This is a genomic window from Neisseria oralis, assembly GCF_045062685.1.
Taxonomy (GTDB): domain Bacteria; phylum Pseudomonadota; class Gammaproteobacteria; order Burkholderiales; family Neisseriaceae; genus Neisseria; species Neisseria oralis.
In genome coordinates this window covers 128,537-142,777 of sequence record NZ_JBJGEB010000002.1, presented here as the reverse complement: position 1 = coordinate 142,777, position 14,241 = coordinate 128,537, and the positions used below count along the sequence as shown (strand labels likewise).

At 53.0% G+C, this 14,241-nt stretch carries 13 protein-coding genes and 1 other RNA gene; 7 read left to right on the top strand and 7 right to left on the bottom strand.

The window, feature by feature from the left end; all coding sequences use genetic code 11:
• Positions 1 to 11: 11 nt before the first annotated feature.
• Entirely contained in the window at positions 12 to 635 is a 624-nt protein-coding gene (prfH, locus tag ACI43T_RS02610) for a peptide chain release factor H (protein ID WP_405385459.1), read from the top strand.
• Positions 636 to 693: 58 nt separating this feature from the next.
• Here the strand turns inward: prfH and ACI43T_RS02605 are convergent, their stop codons facing one another.
• Complete coding sequence (locus ACI43T_RS02605) at positions 694 to 894, bottom strand: protein MIGRI (RefSeq protein WP_308025152.1); 201 nt, start codon at positions 892 to 894, stop codon at positions 694 to 696.
• A gap of 121 nt (positions 895 to 1,015) precedes the next feature.
• Here ACI43T_RS02605 and metX point away from each other — a divergent pair, with 121 nt between their 5' ends.
• Both metX and metW read left to right on the top strand, forming a co-directional pair.
• Entirely contained in the window at positions 1,016 to 2,155 is a 1,140-nt protein-coding gene (gene metX / locus ACI43T_RS02600; protein WP_405385458.1) for a homoserine O-succinyltransferase MetX, read from the top strand.
• The gene (metW, locus tag ACI43T_RS02595; protein ID WP_009173522.1) at positions 2,152 to 2,733 is read left to right on the top strand and encodes a methionine biosynthesis protein MetW; all 582 of its coding nucleotides are present in this window, start codon (positions 2,152 to 2,154) and stop codon (positions 2,731 to 2,733) included. The genes metX and metW overlap by 4 nt, the downstream gene beginning before the upstream one ends.
• Before the next feature lie 85 nt (positions 2,734 to 2,818).
• Here metW and ACI43T_RS02590 read toward each other — a convergent pair whose 3' ends face one another.
• Positions 2,819 to 3,307: a DUF1841 family protein gene (locus ACI43T_RS02590; RefSeq protein WP_293277892.1), complete on the bottom strand. Its 489-nt coding sequence runs from the start codon at positions 3,305 to 3,307 to the stop codon at positions 2,819 to 2,821.
• Between the two features lie 159 nt (positions 3,308 to 3,466).
• On the opposite strand from ACI43T_RS02590, the gene ssrA reads away from it, so the two are divergent.
• Both ssrA and ACI43T_RS02580 read left to right on the top strand, forming a co-directional pair.
• Positions 3,467 to 3,830: a transfer-messenger RNA gene (ssrA, locus tag ACI43T_RS02585) on the top strand.
• A gap of 109 nt (positions 3,831 to 3,939) precedes the next feature.
• On the top strand, positions 3,940 to 4,944 hold the full coding sequence (locus ACI43T_RS02580) for an adenosine deaminase (RefSeq protein ID WP_377081468.1): 1,005 nt from the start codon (positions 3,940 to 3,942) through the stop codon (positions 4,942 to 4,944).
• Positions 4,945 to 4,959: 15 nt separating this feature from the next.
• Here ACI43T_RS02580 and ACI43T_RS02575 read toward each other — a convergent pair whose 3' ends face one another.
• Complete coding sequence (locus tag ACI43T_RS02575) at positions 4,960 to 5,163, bottom strand: tautomerase family protein (protein WP_293277890.1); 204 nt, start codon at positions 5,161 to 5,163, stop codon at positions 4,960 to 4,962.
• A 187-nt stretch (positions 5,164 to 5,350) separates the two neighbouring features.
• Here ACI43T_RS02575 and ACI43T_RS02570 point away from each other — a divergent pair, with 187 nt between their 5' ends.
• The gene (locus ACI43T_RS02570; protein ID WP_405385457.1) at positions 5,351 to 5,950 is read left to right on the top strand and encodes an MlaC/ttg2D family ABC transporter substrate-binding protein; all 600 of its coding nucleotides are present in this window, start codon (positions 5,351 to 5,353) and stop codon (positions 5,948 to 5,950) included.
• Positions 5,951 to 6,013: 63 nt separating this feature from the next.
• Here the strand turns inward: ACI43T_RS02570 and ACI43T_RS02565 are convergent, their stop codons facing one another.
• The 3 genes from ACI43T_RS02565 to ACI43T_RS02555 all read right to left on the bottom strand — a co-directional run bounded on the left by ACI43T_RS02565 (position 6,014) and on the right by ACI43T_RS02555 (position 10,637).
• On the bottom strand, positions 6,014 to 7,264 hold the full coding sequence (locus tag ACI43T_RS02565; protein WP_405385456.1) for a multifunctional CCA addition/repair protein: 1,251 nt from the start codon (positions 7,262 to 7,264) through the stop codon (positions 6,014 to 6,016).
• Between the two features lie 57 nt (positions 7,265 to 7,321).
• Positions 7,322 to 8,632: a DUF2130 domain-containing protein gene (locus ACI43T_RS02560; RefSeq protein ID WP_405385455.1), complete on the bottom strand. Its 1,311-nt coding sequence runs from the start codon at positions 8,630 to 8,632 to the stop codon at positions 7,322 to 7,324.
• Between the two features lie 235 nt (positions 8,633 to 8,867).
• The gene (locus ACI43T_RS02555) at positions 8,868 to 10,637 is read right to left on the bottom strand and encodes an ABC transporter ATP-binding protein/permease (RefSeq protein WP_405385454.1); all 1,770 of its coding nucleotides are present in this window, start codon (positions 10,635 to 10,637) and stop codon (positions 8,868 to 8,870) included.
• A gap of 252 nt (positions 10,638 to 10,889) precedes the next feature.
• On the opposite strand from ACI43T_RS02555, the gene ACI43T_RS02550 reads away from it, so the two are divergent.
• On the top strand, positions 10,890 to 13,121 hold the full coding sequence (locus ACI43T_RS02550; protein WP_405385453.1) for a TonB-dependent receptor: 2,232 nt from the start codon (positions 10,890 to 10,892) through the stop codon (positions 13,119 to 13,121).
• A gap of 79 nt (positions 13,122 to 13,200) precedes the next feature.
• Here the strand turns inward: ACI43T_RS02550 and ruvB are convergent, their stop codons facing one another.
• Entirely contained in the window at positions 13,201 to 14,232 is a 1,032-nt protein-coding gene (gene ruvB / locus ACI43T_RS02545) for a Holliday junction branch migration DNA helicase RuvB (protein ID WP_377081889.1), read from the bottom strand.
• Positions 14,233 to 14,241 lie beyond the last annotated feature (9 nt).

Sequence of the window (14,241 nt, the reverse complement as noted above, 5' to 3'; positions counted from 1 at the left end):
TGAAGCAAAATATGCAAACAATTTATCTGCAAATTTCCACCGCGCAAGGGCCTGCCGAATGCCGCATCTTTGCCCGTTTCGTATTGGGCAGGCTGCTTGCCGAGGCGAAGGTGGAAGGTGTCGGGGTGGAAATCATCTCCGAAACTGCCGATAAACACGGCATTATGTCGGCGGTGCTTAAATTGGACGGCAAACATGCCGAAACTCTGGCACAGCGTTGGCAAGGTTCGCTCCAATGGGTGTGCGCCAGCCCCGTCCGTCCGAAACATCCGCGTAAAAACTGGTATATCGGCGTTTTCCGCATGCCCGATATGCCTGAAATGCCGTCTGAAAGCGAAATTGAGTTTCAAACCTGCCGTTCGGGCGGCAAAGGCGGGCAGCACGTCAATAAAACTGAAAGTGCTGTGCGTGCCACTCATAAGGCAAGCGGCATTTCCGTGCGGGTCGAAAGCGAACGCAGTCAGCATGCCAACAAAAAATTGGCTTTGACCCTGCTGGCGCAAAAGTTGGCGGAACATCATGCCGGACAGGCTGACGATTACGCCCGCGCACAACACAGTCAGCTTTATCAGGTGGAGCGCGGTAATCCGAAACGGACGTTCGTCGGAACAACTTTTCAGGAAAAGCGGGTTTGAGCCAAAGGCCGTCTAAAACGGTGTTTACAGTCGTTTCAGACGGCCTTTTCTCATTTGTTCAATACGAATCCGGAATATGTTTGAAATAAAGCAATATCAAATACCACACCAATGTTGCGGCAGACGCTCCGAGCAGCACCCATGCGCTGATGGAGGCGATTTCGCGCAGGGTGCGTTTCTGGCGGCGGCTACACAGGCGGTGGATAACCAGCGCGATTAGGGCGAAGAAGAAAAAGAGGCGGAGGAGGCGGCCTATCATGGCAAATCCGTGGGCGTTTGTTTTTCGTTTAAAAAGGCCGTCTGAAACCGTGGCAGGCTCCATGCACAAACCATTTTCAAACCGCTATAATAACTTTTTTGCCGCACCAGTTGGAACAAACATGAGTAAAAATACCTCTGCGGCGTTTGGCGTACCGCAGAAAATCCCGTTTGAAACGCCGCTCCCGTTGGAGAACGGACAAAACTTGCCGCGTTTCGACTTGATGATTGAAACATACGGTATGTTGAACGCCGAAAAAAGCAACGCCGTACTTATCTGCCATGCCTTGTCGGGCAACCACCACGTTGCCGGCCGTTATTCGGCGGAAGACAAATACCCGGGCTGGTGGGACAGTATGGTGGGGCCTGGCAAACCAATTGATACGGAACGGTTTTTCGTGGTCGGCTTGAACAATCTGGGCGGTTGCCACGGCAGTACCGGCCCGTTGTCGCAAAATCCCGAAACAGGTCGGGACTACGGTGCGGATTTTCCGTTGGTTACGGTTAAAGACTGGGTGAAATCGCAGGCGTTGTTGGCGGATTATCTGGGCATCCGGCAATGGGCGGCGGTTGTCGGCGGCAGCTTGGGCGGTATGCAGGCTTTGCAATGGACGATTTCCTATCCTGAGCGTGTGCGCCATGCGCTGGTTATCGCGTCCGCCCCCAAACTCTCGACGCAGAACATCGCGTTCAACGACGTGGCGCGGCAGGCGATTCTGACCGACCCCGATTTTAACGAAGGGCATTATGCGCGCCAGGGCAAAACGCCGACCCGTGGCCTGCGCATCGCCCGCATGATGGGGCACATCACTTATCTTGCCGAAGACGGATTGGGCAAAAAATTCGGGCGCGATCTGCGTTCAAACGGTTACCAATACGGTTACGACGTTGAATTTGAAGTCGAATCCTACCTGCGTTATCAGGGGGACAAGTTCGCCGGACAGTTCGACGCCAACACTTATCTGCTGATGACCAAAGCACTGGACTATTTCGATCCGGCGGCGGATTTCGGCGGCAATCTGACTAGGGCGCTGCAAGACGTGCAGGCGCGGTTTTTCGTCGCCAGCTTCAGTTCCGACTGGCGTTTTTCACCCGAACGCTCGAAGGAATTGGTCAAGGCGCTGATTGCCGCCGCCAAGCCGGTGCAGTATATTGAAGTCAAGTCTTTCCACGGCCACGATGCCTTCCTGATGGAAGACGAAGCCTACATCCGTGCCGTGCGCACCTATATGAATAATGTCCATCAGGAGTTGCAGCCATGAACCTGCGCGACGATTTACAACTGATTTACGACTGGATTCCCGCAGGCAGCCGCGTTTTGGATTTGGGCTGCGGCAACGGCGAATTGCTGGCGGCACTGGTCGGACACAAGGAATGCAGCGGCTACGGCGTCGAAATCGATACCGACAGCGTAATCGAAGCGATGTCGCGCGGCGTGAACGTCATTCAGGCCGATTTGGAGCAGGGTCTGGAAGAGTTCGGCGACAATACTTTCGATGTCATCGTGCTGAGCCAGACCATACAGTCGATGCAGAACACCGAAATGATACTGCGCGGCCTGATGCGCGTGGCCAAACAAGCCGTGGTTACCTTCCCGAATTTCGGTTATTGGCGCAACCGTTTTCAGATTGCGCTGGGCGGCCATATGCCGGTTTCCGAACGGATGCCTTACCATTGGTACAATACGCCGAATATCCATTGGTGCACGCTGAAAGACTTTGATTTGCTGTGTGCAAAAAACAATATCCGCGTGCTCGAACGCGCGGTCATGGCCGGAAACAAACGGGTCAGACATCTGCCGAACCTGCTCGGAAGCCTGGCGTTTTACAGGGTAGGGTAGTAATCGGGACGATACGGATAAAGAGGCCGTCTGAAAAATTTTCAGACGGCCTCTTTATCTATAGACATCCGAAACGCGGCTTTTATCATTCGCTTTTTGACGCGACTTCATGCGGATTAATCCGCGCCTGTTCCTCTGGCCCCAGCCCGATGAGTTTGCGCAGGCGGGTCATGTAGGCGTTGACGTCCAATCCGCGGCCGTAACGCTGGGCTTCCCACAGCGTTTCCGCCAGTGCATCCATCATTTCGTGTTCGGCGCGCACCCAGTCGCCGCCGTGGCGGGCGCAGAGCCGGTGATGGATGGCGCGTATCCCCGGCGGCTGGTCGATGGCGGCCTGTTCCTGAAGCGAAAGGTGCAGCGACATATGCAGAAACGGATTGCCCTCGCCGTCTTCCGGCCTCCACTCCTTATCGAGATATTGTTCGATATCTTCCAGATAAGGGCCGTATTCGGGATGGGCCTCGATGATTCTGAGGGCTTTTTGCTGCAAGCCGTCCAGTTGCAGCGGTGAGAAGCGGTGTTGCCAGACATGGGCGAAAAAGCGGCGCACGTCATGGGTGTTGACATCGTACATATTCGGTTTCCTCGCTTTCAGACGGCCTCTCGGTTATCGGGGCAGTCTGAAAAAAAATGTTTTGCGGTATCTTAAACGTTTTCCGGCAACGCTTCCAACTTTCGCCCGCGCGTTGGCAAAATGCGGCAAGCCGCGTATAATGCGTGCTTCCTAATATCTGGGGGCGATCTTGGTTTCGACGGGGGTTGCGAAGCAGATGCGGGCATACCGGGGTCTCAGATTTCCCGTAAAACACTGAACTTAAATAGTCGCAAACGACGAAACTTACGCACTGGCCGCTTAAGGCCTGCCGTTGCAGCAGTTGGTCAATGGGCTGTGTAGCGCAAGCTACCGCAACGTCATTTTACATTGACTGGTTTCCTGTCGGGTTACTTGGCGGGGAATAAGATTTAAGGTAACTGGCCTTCCGAGAGCCTGTCTGTCGGCGCAAGGAAGGTGAGATTTCCAAATAGGCAAGACTAAGTATGTAGAACGCTTTGTAGAGGACTTTCGGACGGGGGTTCGATTCCCCCCGCCTCCACCAGTACCGATTCCGAACCGGCACCCCGAAACGGCAGTTTCGGGGTGTTTCATTATCCCAAACCGTTTGAACACGATTTTTCAGACGGCCTGATATGCAAGGAACCCGACCCATGCCGCATTCCGCCTTAATCCGCGCCTTACCCAAAGCCGAGCTGCACGTCCATATCGAGGGCACGTTCGAGCCGGAGCTTATGTTTGAAATCGCCCGGCGCAACGGCGTCTGCATTCCCTATGCCGATGTGGACGAAGTGCGCGCCGCCTATGATTTCCACAACCTGCAATCGTTTCTCGACATTTACTATGCGGCCGCCGCCGTTTTGCTGCACGAACAGGATTTTTACGACCTGACCCGCGCCTACCTGCTGCGCTGCCGCGAAGACAACGTCGTCCGCACCGAAATTTTTTTCGACCCGCAAACGCATACCGCGCGCGGGGTGGCGTTTGAAACCGTGCTGAACGGCATCCGCCGTGCCTGCGACGATGCCCATAAGGAATGGGGCATAAGCAGCGCGCTGATTATGTGTTTCCTGCGCCATTTGTCTGAAGAGGACGCATTCGAAACGTTGGCGCAGGCCATGCCGTATCGGGAACACATCATCGGCGTCGGATTGGATTCGAGCGAAGTCGGCCATCCGCCGTCCAAATTTCAAAACGTATTTGCCGCCGCACGGCAAGCCGGTTTCCTGACCGTGGCACATGCCGGCGAGGAAGGGCCGCCGGAATATGTTTATGAGGCGTTGGATTTGCTGAAAGTCTCCCGCATCGACCACGGTGTGCGTGCGGAAGAAGACGCCGGGCTGATGCAGCGGCTGATTCGGGAAAAAATGCCGCTGACGGTGTGCCCGTTGAGCAATTTGAAGCTGAAAGTCGTCGGCAATCTTTCCGAACACAACTTGCGCCGTATGTTGCAAAACGGCGTACTGGTTACGGTAAATTCCGACGATCCGGCCTACTTCGGCGGCTACGTCAACCGGAATTTCAGCGCGCTTGCCGCTGCCCTCGGACTGACGGAAGACGACATCCGCACGCTATGTAAAAACTCGTTTGCCGCATCGTTTCTGAGCAGCGAAGAAAAAGCCGCATGGTGCGCCGCCGTCGATTCGTGTCTCACCTAAGTGCAGGGGCGACGGTTATTTCCGCCGTCTTACTGCCACGCTCTCGCCGCCTATCCCCCAGTTTTCCATATCCACTTCGTCGATAACGACCACCGTCGTTTCAGGATTTTTACCCAATACCCGCGCCAGCAGCTCGGTAACGCCCGCTATTAATTCGGCTTTCTGCTCGGCGGTGGGCGCTTCGCTGCCGCCGGTTACTTTAATGTTCACATAAGGCATAATGGTCCTCCGTAAGTCAGGCAGCCATGATATTTCAGGCCGTCTGAAAATAAAAGCCCTGTTGTGTCTGTAAAGGCCGGATGCGCCGTTTTCAGACGGCCTTTCTTCGTTTTACATTCCGTTAAAATTTCCTAATCCTGAAAACCTTACAATGGCGCGTATTTTAACTTCCTTTTGAGGATGAACGATGAACCGTTATTTATCTGCCTTCATATTGGCGGCGCCGATGGCTGTCGTGGCTCCGTATGCTGCCGCCCAGTCCCACCCCGCCCAAGTGCAGGCGCAGCAGAATATCGATACCGTATTGAAAATCGCGCGCGACAGCTCTCTGAGCGAGCAGCAGAAAATCAAACAGATTGAAAATTACGCCAACCGTTATCTGGATTACGAGCGCATTTCCGCGCTGGCGGTCGGCGCGCCGTGGCGCGAGTTTACCGACAAACAGAAAAGCGAATTTATTAATGCCTTCAAAGAGATGATTATCGGCATGTATTCGCATTCAGCCTTGGTCGGCGCGGCCGACGCGCAAGTGAAGCTGCTGCCGAAAATGACCGCCAACGGTAACAAATTCGACGTGTTTTCCGAAATCCAGACCAAAAGCGGCGTGAAATACGAAGTCGCCTATCAGCTTTACCAATCCGGTCCGGTTTACAAGGTTTACAACATCCGCCTGGACGGTGCGAGTCTGGTAACGATTTACCGCAATCAGTTTGCCGAACTGATTAAACAGAAAGGCATCGACGGCACGATTGCCACGGTGAAGGCTAAAGGTTTGAAAAAACAGTAAATCCAATCATATCAGGCCGTCTGAAACCTTGTTTCAGACGGCCTTTTTGCATTTGTCGGCGGATCAATAATGGCTAAGGTCTGCCGAATCGAGTTGATACGCTTTTTGCAGCGGGGTAATCCGTTCCAGCCGTGCGCGGTCGATTTGTTCGGCAATGAGGTGGGCTTTTCCCTGCGCGCGGCATTCGGCGGCGATTTTGCCCGAATCCACCTGATTGGCGGCTTCGAGCAGGGCGAGCCAGTGCGCGCGCTGGGGGTAGGGCGTGTGTTCACGGTTCAGACGGCCTTGCGTATCGGCAATGCAGACGTTCAGGGCGGCGGCGAAACGTTCGGGGCGGCGGAAGGCGTCGGTTTTTTGCAAAACCTTCAGAATGGTTTTGCTTTTGAGCTGCCCCACTTGGTGGAACATGATGTGCCAGCGGCAGACAAGTTCGGCAAGCTCGGCGCAGTGTCTCGGCGCGCGCAGCCGCTGATTGACTTCGCGCACGGGTTCAACGCCGTTGAGGTCGTGTCCGTGGTGTTTGGGCAGGATGTCGGGCGGGGTTTTGGCTTTGCCCAAATCGTGCAGCAGGGCGGCGTAGCGTTCGGGCAGGCTCAGACCCATATCGGCGGCGCGTTGCAGCGTCATCAGGGTATGGATGCCGCTGTCGATTTCGGGATGATAGTCGGCGCGTTGCGGCACGCCGAAGAGGGCATCGACTTCGGGCAGCAAGACTTCGAGCGCGCCGCATTCGCGTAACACTTCAATCATCCTTCGGGGATTTTTTTCCATCAGACCTTTCGCCAACTCCTGCCAGACGCGCTCGGCGACTAAAGCGTCCGCTTCGCCGTTTTCCACCATCTGCCGCATCAGTTTCATAGTTTCTTTGGCGATTTCAAAACCGTAGCGCGCGGCAAAGCGGGCGGTGCGCAGGATGCGGACGGGGTCTTCGGCAAAGGCGGGGGAAACGTGGCGCAAAATGCCCGCCGCCAAATCCTGTTGTCCGCCGAAGGGATCGATGAGGCCGTCTGAATCCTGCGCCATCGCGTTGATGGTCAGGTCGCGGCGCATCAAATCCTGCTCCAGCGTAACGTCTTTGTCGGCGTGAAAACTGAAACCGGCATAGCCCTTGGCGGTTTTGCGTTCGGTGCGGGCGAGGGCGTATTCTTCGTGGGTGTCAGGGTGGAGGAACACGGGAAAATCTTTGCCGACCGGCTGGAAGCCTTGCGCCAGCATGGTTTGCGCGTCGGCGCCGACGACCACCCAGTCGCGGTCTTTGACGGGCAAACCTAAAAGATAATCGCGGACGGCGCCGCCGACGAGGTAGGTTTTCATGATTTGTATATTCCGAATTAAAAATAATGGATTGGGTTCGGCAGTTTTCAGACGGCCTCAATCCTCTTTTTTCTCCAGCTCGGCAAAGGCGGCCTTCATGGTCGGGTTTTTGCGCACTAATTTTTTGACGGTCAGGTCGGTTGCTTTGTTGTTGGCAAGGCGCAGGTTGTTTTCCGAAGAAAGCAGGGCTTCTTTGGTTTTTTGCAGATGGCTGATGGTTTTGTCGATTTCGTCGATGGCGGTTTGGAACTTGCGGCTGGCGAGTTCGTAATTGCGGGCGAAATCGGTTTTGAACTTGTCCAAGTCTTCTTCAAAGTGTGTGATGTCGATGTTTTGCGCGCGCATTTGTGCTAATTCTTGTTTGTATTTCAATGAATTGAGCGCAGCGTTGCGCAGCAGGGAGACGATGGGGATGAAGAATTGCGGGCGCACGACGTACATTTTCGGGTAGGCGTAGGACACATCGACGATGCCGTTGTTGTAGAGGTCGCTGTCGGCTTCCAAGAGTGAGACGAGGACGGCGTATTCGCAGTTTTTCTCTCTGCGGTCTTTGTCCAACTCTTTGAAAAAGTGTTCGTTTTTCTTTTTGGTGGCGGTTTCGTCGTTTTCGTTTTTCATCTCGAACATGATGGAGATGATTTCATTGCCTTCTTCGTCGGTTTCGCGGTAGATGTAGTCGCCTTTGCTGCCGGTTTTGGCGTCGTTGTCCTTGCCGAAGATGGCTTGGGGAAAGGCAGTGGTGCGGATGCGGTTGAATTCGGTTTCGCAGTGCTGCTCGAGGCTTTCACCTATCATTTTGGTGGACTGTCTGGCTTTGAAGTCTTTGTAGAAGGCGATGGTTTCGTCTTTTTGTTTGAGTTCGGCTTCGTATTTTTCGCGCAGGCTTTGTTTTTCCAGCTGGTTTTCTTTGGATTGCAGCATGAGCTGCGTGTTCAAATTGCCCAATTCGCGCTCTTTTTCGGCAACGGCTTTGGTGATTTCCAGCTCTTTTTCCATGTTTTTCGCCGTTTCCAGCGATTTTGCCTGCGCTTTCAGCTCGGCAATCAATTTGTCCTGTTCGGCGATTTGCGCTTTCAGACGACCTTCGATTTCGGCGGCGGCGAGTTTGCTGTCTTTTTCGTAGGCATTGATTTGGTTGGATAGGGCGGCGATTTCGTGGTTTTTGTCGGCCAGGATTTTGTCGAACTGATTTTGCGCCTGCGCTTGGGCAAGCTGCATGTCGCTTTGAAACTGCATCTGCGCCTGTTGCAGACGCTCGTGGATTTCGGTTTGAAATTCTTGGGTGCGGACTTGGTTCAGGATGTCGGCGTAACTGGCTTCGTTGACGGTAAACGCGGTGTGGCAGTGCGGGCATTTGATTTCGTGCATGGCGGGTTTCCCTTGTATTTGAAGCGTGTCATTTTAGCAGAAAGGTCGTCTGAAAAAGTTTTAGCGAAACTCGCTACGCTCGTTTTGGCGAAACCCTTACGGGTTTTCAGACGACCCTGTTGCTTTATAGTGGATTAACTTTAAATCAGGACAAGGCGACGAAGCCGCAGACAGTACAGATAGTACGGCAAGGCGAGGCAACGCCGTACTGGTTTAAAGTTAATCCACTATAAATTCAATCGCAAGCTACGTTGCCGACATCAAGTTGAAAATCGTGAAACTCGTTGAGCGTGCTGCGGTGGCCGATGCTGATGATGATGCTCTGCGGCAGTTTACGTTTCAAAGCGCGGTAGAGCAGGGCTTCGGTCGGTTCGTCCAAGGCGGCGGTGGCTTCGTCGAGCAGGATGACTTTGGGCTGCGAGAGCAGGGCGCGGACGAAGGCGACGCGTTGCAGTTCGCCGGGGGAGAGTTTGTGTTGCCAGTCGTCGGTTTTGTCCAATTTATCAATGAGATAACCTAAACGACAGGTGTTCATGGCTTCGGCTAGTTCGGGATGCTGTTTGTCGATGTCGGGATAACAAATCGCGTCGCGCAGGCTGCCTTGCGCCGTGTAGGGGCGTTGCGGCAGGAAGAGGATGTCTTGATGCGGCGGACGGCGGACTTTGCCGCTGCTGCCGAACGGCCAAAGCCCCGCCAGCGCGCGCAGCAGCGAGGTTTTGCCGCAACCGCTCGGACCGCGTATCAGCAGGGAATCGCCGCTTTTGAGGTTGACGTTGATGCCGCTCAACAGGATTTCGCCGTTGTGGCGGAACAGGGCGACGTTTTCCAGCGAGAGGTCGTCTGAAACCTCGGTAATGTCGGGTTGCTGCGCGCTGTGTTGTTCTTCCGTACTCAGCAAAAAGCCGTACAGACGCTCCAGTCGGGCGCGGTAGGCGGTGAATTTGTTGTAGAACAGCCGAAAGAAGGAGAGGGCGTTTTGCAGTCGGGAGAAGGCTTGGACGGTCTGCTGGATGTCGCCGATTTTGATTTGTCCGGCAAACAGGCGCGGGGCTTGCAAAATAATGGGGAAGAGCTTGATTCCGTTAGTAAACATGTCGTTAAAGCCGCTTAAGCAGACGCTTTGGCGGGCGATGCGCCAACGGTTGCGGATGATGGCTTTGAAGCGGTCGGCAAGCTGATCGTGTTCGTGTTGTTCGCCGCTGTAAAACGCCACGCTTTCGGCGTGGTCGCGCACGCGGATGAGGGAGTAACGGTAGTCGCCGTTGAGTTTTTCGTTTTCATAGTTGTAACGAATCAGAGGGTTGCCTATCCACATGGCGATAAAGGTCGCCAAAATCACAAACATATAGACAAACCAAACGATGCCGTGCGGAATGTCGAAGCCGAACACGGTCAGGATGCCCGCCAAGCCCCACAAAACAACGGCAAATTCCAGCGAAGTAACGACCGAATTGACCATGCCACGCACAAATTCTATGGTCGATGCGATGAAATCCTGCGCATCTTGTTGGATACGCTGGTCGATATTGTCCGGCGCATGGCGGCGCATTTGCAGGCGGTAGTAGTTTTTGTCGGCAAGCCAGCGCGTTGTCAGCACTTCATTGAGCCGCTCCGACCATTTAATCGCCAAGCCTTGATCGAGAAAGTCGTTGACGACGTTGTTAAACGCCCGCACCAGCACCACGCCCGCGTTCATCGCTGCAAACATCCAAAATGCGGAGGCGTTCAAATCCTGCATCGAGTCGTAAAGCCCTTTGGACATAAAGGTACTCAATACATTCAGCCGCACTTCGGTCAGCAGCAGCGCAATCATCGCCGTAATCAGCAACAAGATTTTGACCGCGCTTTTCGGCGTTAGGCACAGCCGCAGGATATAGGCAAACTCGCGCCCGAAGCGCGTTTCGCGTGCCAAAAACAGAATTACCGCCGAGGCGGCGGCGACCATCAATAAGGTCTGTAACAGCCAAGACGGCGTGGAATAAAGCTCGGTTTGCCATTTTTGCATATTGGTATGTTTCGGTTTTCAGTGAGGCCGTCTGAAAAGAGGCAGTTTATAAAATATGAATATATTTAAGTGAATAAGGTACAATTTTTAGCATTATCTGCTTAAAAACCTTTTTGCTTGGTGTTGCATTTTTTATTTTTAAAAACAATTATTGTTCATTGTTATAGAAAAGCAGAATGTTATCAAATATAATTCCGAAGCAAAATTACTTTGTGATTTTTAACTCAAAATTTTAGACATCCGAAGGAATATATGAAAAGTAGATTAGCCTTGATGCCGCTCTTGATTATGAGCACATTCTCTTATGCGGCAGAAGAAACAGCCGCGACCACCGCTACCAATGCGCAGCAGACGGAATTGCAGCAAGTGGAAGTCCGCGCCGACGCCAAACGCGTCAAAGCTGCCCGTTCTTACTCCATCGCCAGCGACGGCGACTTGCGCGACCGCGTGAACTTGGGCGTATTGGGTAAAGCAAACGCCTTTACCGCGCCGATTACCGTCGTCAACTACGACGAACAAGCCCTCAACAACACCGAAGCGCGTACTTTGGTGGATGCCGTAGCGAAAAAAGACGCTTCCGTTTGGCAGTTTGGCGGAGAAAGCAACACGCTGACCGGCCTGTATTTCCGCGGTTATCAGCTTGATGCGCGCCAATTCAGCGTCAACGGTTTGGCAGGTATGTACGGCACGCAAGGCACGGCCAGCGTGCAAGTCGGCTCCGCGCAACTGATTAAAGGCGCGTCCACCGCCGTAAACGGCATGGACCCTGAAGGCGCGGTATCCGGTTCCGTCAATATCGAAACCAAAAAAGCCGCGGACGAAGGCAACCGCAAAATCGGTTTGGGCTGGTTCAGCAACAACCGCGCCCAAGGCACATTCGATTTAGGCCAACGCTTCGGCGAAAACAAAGAATTCGGCGTGCGCGCCAACGGCAAACTGCGCCACGGCGACACCCCGCGCCACGGTTACAGCGAAGACAACAAAGAATTTGCCTTGAATGCCGACTACCGCGGCGAAAAACTGCGCGTAGCGTTCGACTCCATCTATGCGAAACGTAAAACCAACGGCGGCCGCGCGCGTATCCAAGATATTCAAAATGCCAACGGCCGCTTGTTTGACGCACCTAAAGGTAAAGTGAATCTCGCTCCGAGCTGGCAGGCTCAAAATACGCGCGGTCAAACGAATATGCTGACCTTCGAATGGGATGCGTTTGAAAATGCTCAAATTACAGGCGGCATAGGCTACAACGATGCGCGCTATTACGGTAATTTCGCCTCTCCTACCGTTACAAGCAGCGGTTTGACCTACAATTCAGGTCGCGCGCGTTTGACCGACCAGCGTTTCAAAACGCTCAGTATGAATCTGACTGCGCGCGGCGAATTTGAAACCGGTCCGGTAAGTCACAACTGGAGTACCGCATTTGACCGTATCGACCGCAAACGCACCACTTATCAAGGTGTACGTCAAACGAAAAGCGAAGAAATCAATCCACGCCTTGATATTCCGACCCAATTGGCGAAATTGGATTCCAACTTAGGCAGCGCTTGGAGTGCAACGCCTTCACTAGATACCGTAATTAAAGTAAACAGTTTGGCGGTATCTGACACGCTTGGTTTTGCCGACAATAAATACCGCCTCACTTTGGGCGGACGTTTTCAAGCTGTCGAACAGAAAAACAAACTGAACGGCCGCAAAGCAGATGCGAGCCGTTTCAGTCCGATGTTGATGGCGGCATGGGTTCCGCAGCCTGATTTGGTGGTTTACGGCAACTATATGGAAGATTTGGAGCCGTCCGACATCCGTACCGATGACGATGGCCATGTGACGATGGCTGATCCGCGCGTCAGCCGCCAATTTGAAGTCGGTGTACGCAAAAACTGGGGTAATTTCGTAACGACGCTGAACGCATTCCAAATCAAACGCCCGGGTTACTGGCTCGGCAAAACGACTTCAGGTACTGACTTCGCAGCGCGCAAAAATGCAGGCTTGGCTTATAGCGGTTCCGAGCAAGGCATGGAACGCAGCCGCGGTATCGAGTTCAATACCTATGCCAACTTGTTGAATAAAACCCTGCGTCCGAGCTTTGGTTTGATGTATCTGCAATCAACCGTAAAAGATTATCCGAATTATGCCGACAATCTTGTTAACGGCGTACAAGTTGCCAACCCGCGCGTGATTGCCAAAGCGGGCGTGGAATGGGATACCCCGTTTGCCAAAGGTCTGACCTTAAACGGCAACGTTTCGTACTTCGGCAAGTCATACCAAGACACGCAAAAACAATACGCCTTCCCGTCCTATACCTTGGTTGACGTAGGCGCGCGCTACAAAACCAAGCTGGGCAAAAATACCCTGACCGTCAGCAGTTCGGTGGAAAACCTGTTCAACAAAAACTACTGGCAGGTACAGCGCGGCCAATACGACCGCAGCTTCGCCGTCGTCGGTATGCCGCGTACTTACTGGTTGAAAGCGGAATTGGATTTCTAATCTATTTCAAGTATCTAAAAGGCCGTCTGAAAACTGTTTTCAGACGGCCTTTTTTATTTTAAATGTTTATAAACCCGCATTATTCCGTAATTTTTAATCCGAAATGCAGATACGAACGTTCGGTTGCCACACGGCCGCGGGGCGTACGCTGCAAAAATCCCTGTTGAATCAGATAAGGTTCGATGACGTCTTCAATCGTATCGGTTGATTCTCCGATTGCAGCCGCTATGTTATCCAATCCTACCGGCCCGCCGCCGAATTTGTGCAGGATAGCTTCCAAAAATTTTCTGTCCATCACATCCAGTCCCTGTGCATCAACATCCAACATAATTAAGGCAGCATCGGCAATTTCAGCATCAATAACGCCATTGTTTTTTACATCTGCATAATCACGCACACGACGCAATAAGCGATTGGCAATGCGCGGCGTTCCACGGCTGCGCTTGGCTACTTCCATTGCACCGTCGCTACCCATGTTCAGTTGCAGCAATTGTGCCGAACGGCTGACTATCGTTGCCAAATCTTTGTTTTCGTAAAACTCCAACCGTGAAACAATACCGAAACGGTCGCGCAACGGATTAGTAAGCATTCCTGCACGGGTAGTGGCACCAATCAGCGTAAACGGTGGCAAATCGATTTTTACCGACCTTGCGGCAGGACCTTCGCCTATCATTATATCGAGTTGGTAATCTTCGAGAGCAGGGTAGAGTATTTCTTCTACAACAGGACTTAAACGGTGAATTTCATCAATAAAAAGAACGTCGTGTGGCTCAAGATTAGTCAACAGCGCGGCCAAATCGCCGGCACGTTCCAAAACAGGACCACTGGTTTGGCGCAGATTAACGCCCAATTCCTTCGCAATAATATGTGCCAACGTCGTCTTACCCAATCCGGGGGGACCAAATAAAAGCGTATGATCCAAAGCTTCGCCACGTTTTTTAGCCGCTTGAATAAAAATGGCCAACTGGTCTTTCGCCTTAGTTTGCCCAATATAATCGTTTAAAGTTTTCGGACGCAGGGCGCGTTCTAACAATTCTTCTTGGGAAGAGAGATTTTGCGCCGTAATAATACGTTGCATCCGATCTGCGCTAAGGTTGTCTGTTTGCAGCATAATAATCTT

Coding starts and splice junctions, on each gene's coding strand:
- ACI43T_RS02560 (WP_405385455.1), bottom strand. CDS start 8,632: ATGCACGAAATCAAATGCCCGCACTGCCACACCGCGTTTACCGTCAAC.
- prfH (WP_405385459.1), top strand. CDS start 12: ATGCAAACAATTTATCTGCAAATTTCCACCGCGCAAGGGCCTGCCGAA.
- ACI43T_RS02605 (WP_308025152.1), bottom strand. CDS start 894: ATGATAGGCCGCCTCCTCCGCCTCTTTTTCTTCTTCGCCCTAATCGCG.
- ACI43T_RS02580 (WP_377081468.1), top strand. CDS start 3,940: ATGCCGCATTCCGCCTTAATCCGCGCCTTACCCAAAGCCGAGCTGCAC.
- ACI43T_RS02565 (WP_405385456.1), bottom strand. CDS start 7,264: ATGAAAACCTACCTCGTCGGCGGCGCCGTCCGCGATTATCTTTTAGGT.
- ACI43T_RS02590 (WP_293277892.1), bottom strand. CDS start 3,307: ATGTACGATGTCAACACCCATGACGTGCGCCGCTTTTTCGCCCATGTC.
- ACI43T_RS02550 (WP_405385453.1), top strand. CDS start 10,890: ATGAAAAGTAGATTAGCCTTGATGCCGCTCTTGATTATGAGCACATTC.
- ruvB (WP_377081889.1), bottom strand. CDS start 14,232: ATGCTGCAAACAGACAACCTTAGCGCAGATCGGATGCAACGTATTATT.
- ACI43T_RS02575 (WP_293277890.1), bottom strand. CDS start 5,163: ATGCCTTATGTGAACATTAAAGTAACCGGCGGCAGCGAAGCGCCCACC.
- metX (WP_405385458.1), top strand. CDS start 1,016: ATGAGTAAAAATACCTCTGCGGCGTTTGGCGTACCGCAGAAAATCCCG.
- ACI43T_RS02570 (WP_405385457.1), top strand. CDS start 5,351: ATGAACCGTTATTTATCTGCCTTCATATTGGCGGCGCCGATGGCTGTC.
- ACI43T_RS02555 (WP_405385454.1), bottom strand. CDS start 10,637: ATGCAAAAATGGCAAACCGAGCTTTATTCCACGCCGTCTTGGCTGTTA.
- metW (WP_009173522.1), top strand. CDS start 2,152: ATGAACCTGCGCGACGATTTACAACTGATTTACGACTGGATTCCCGCA.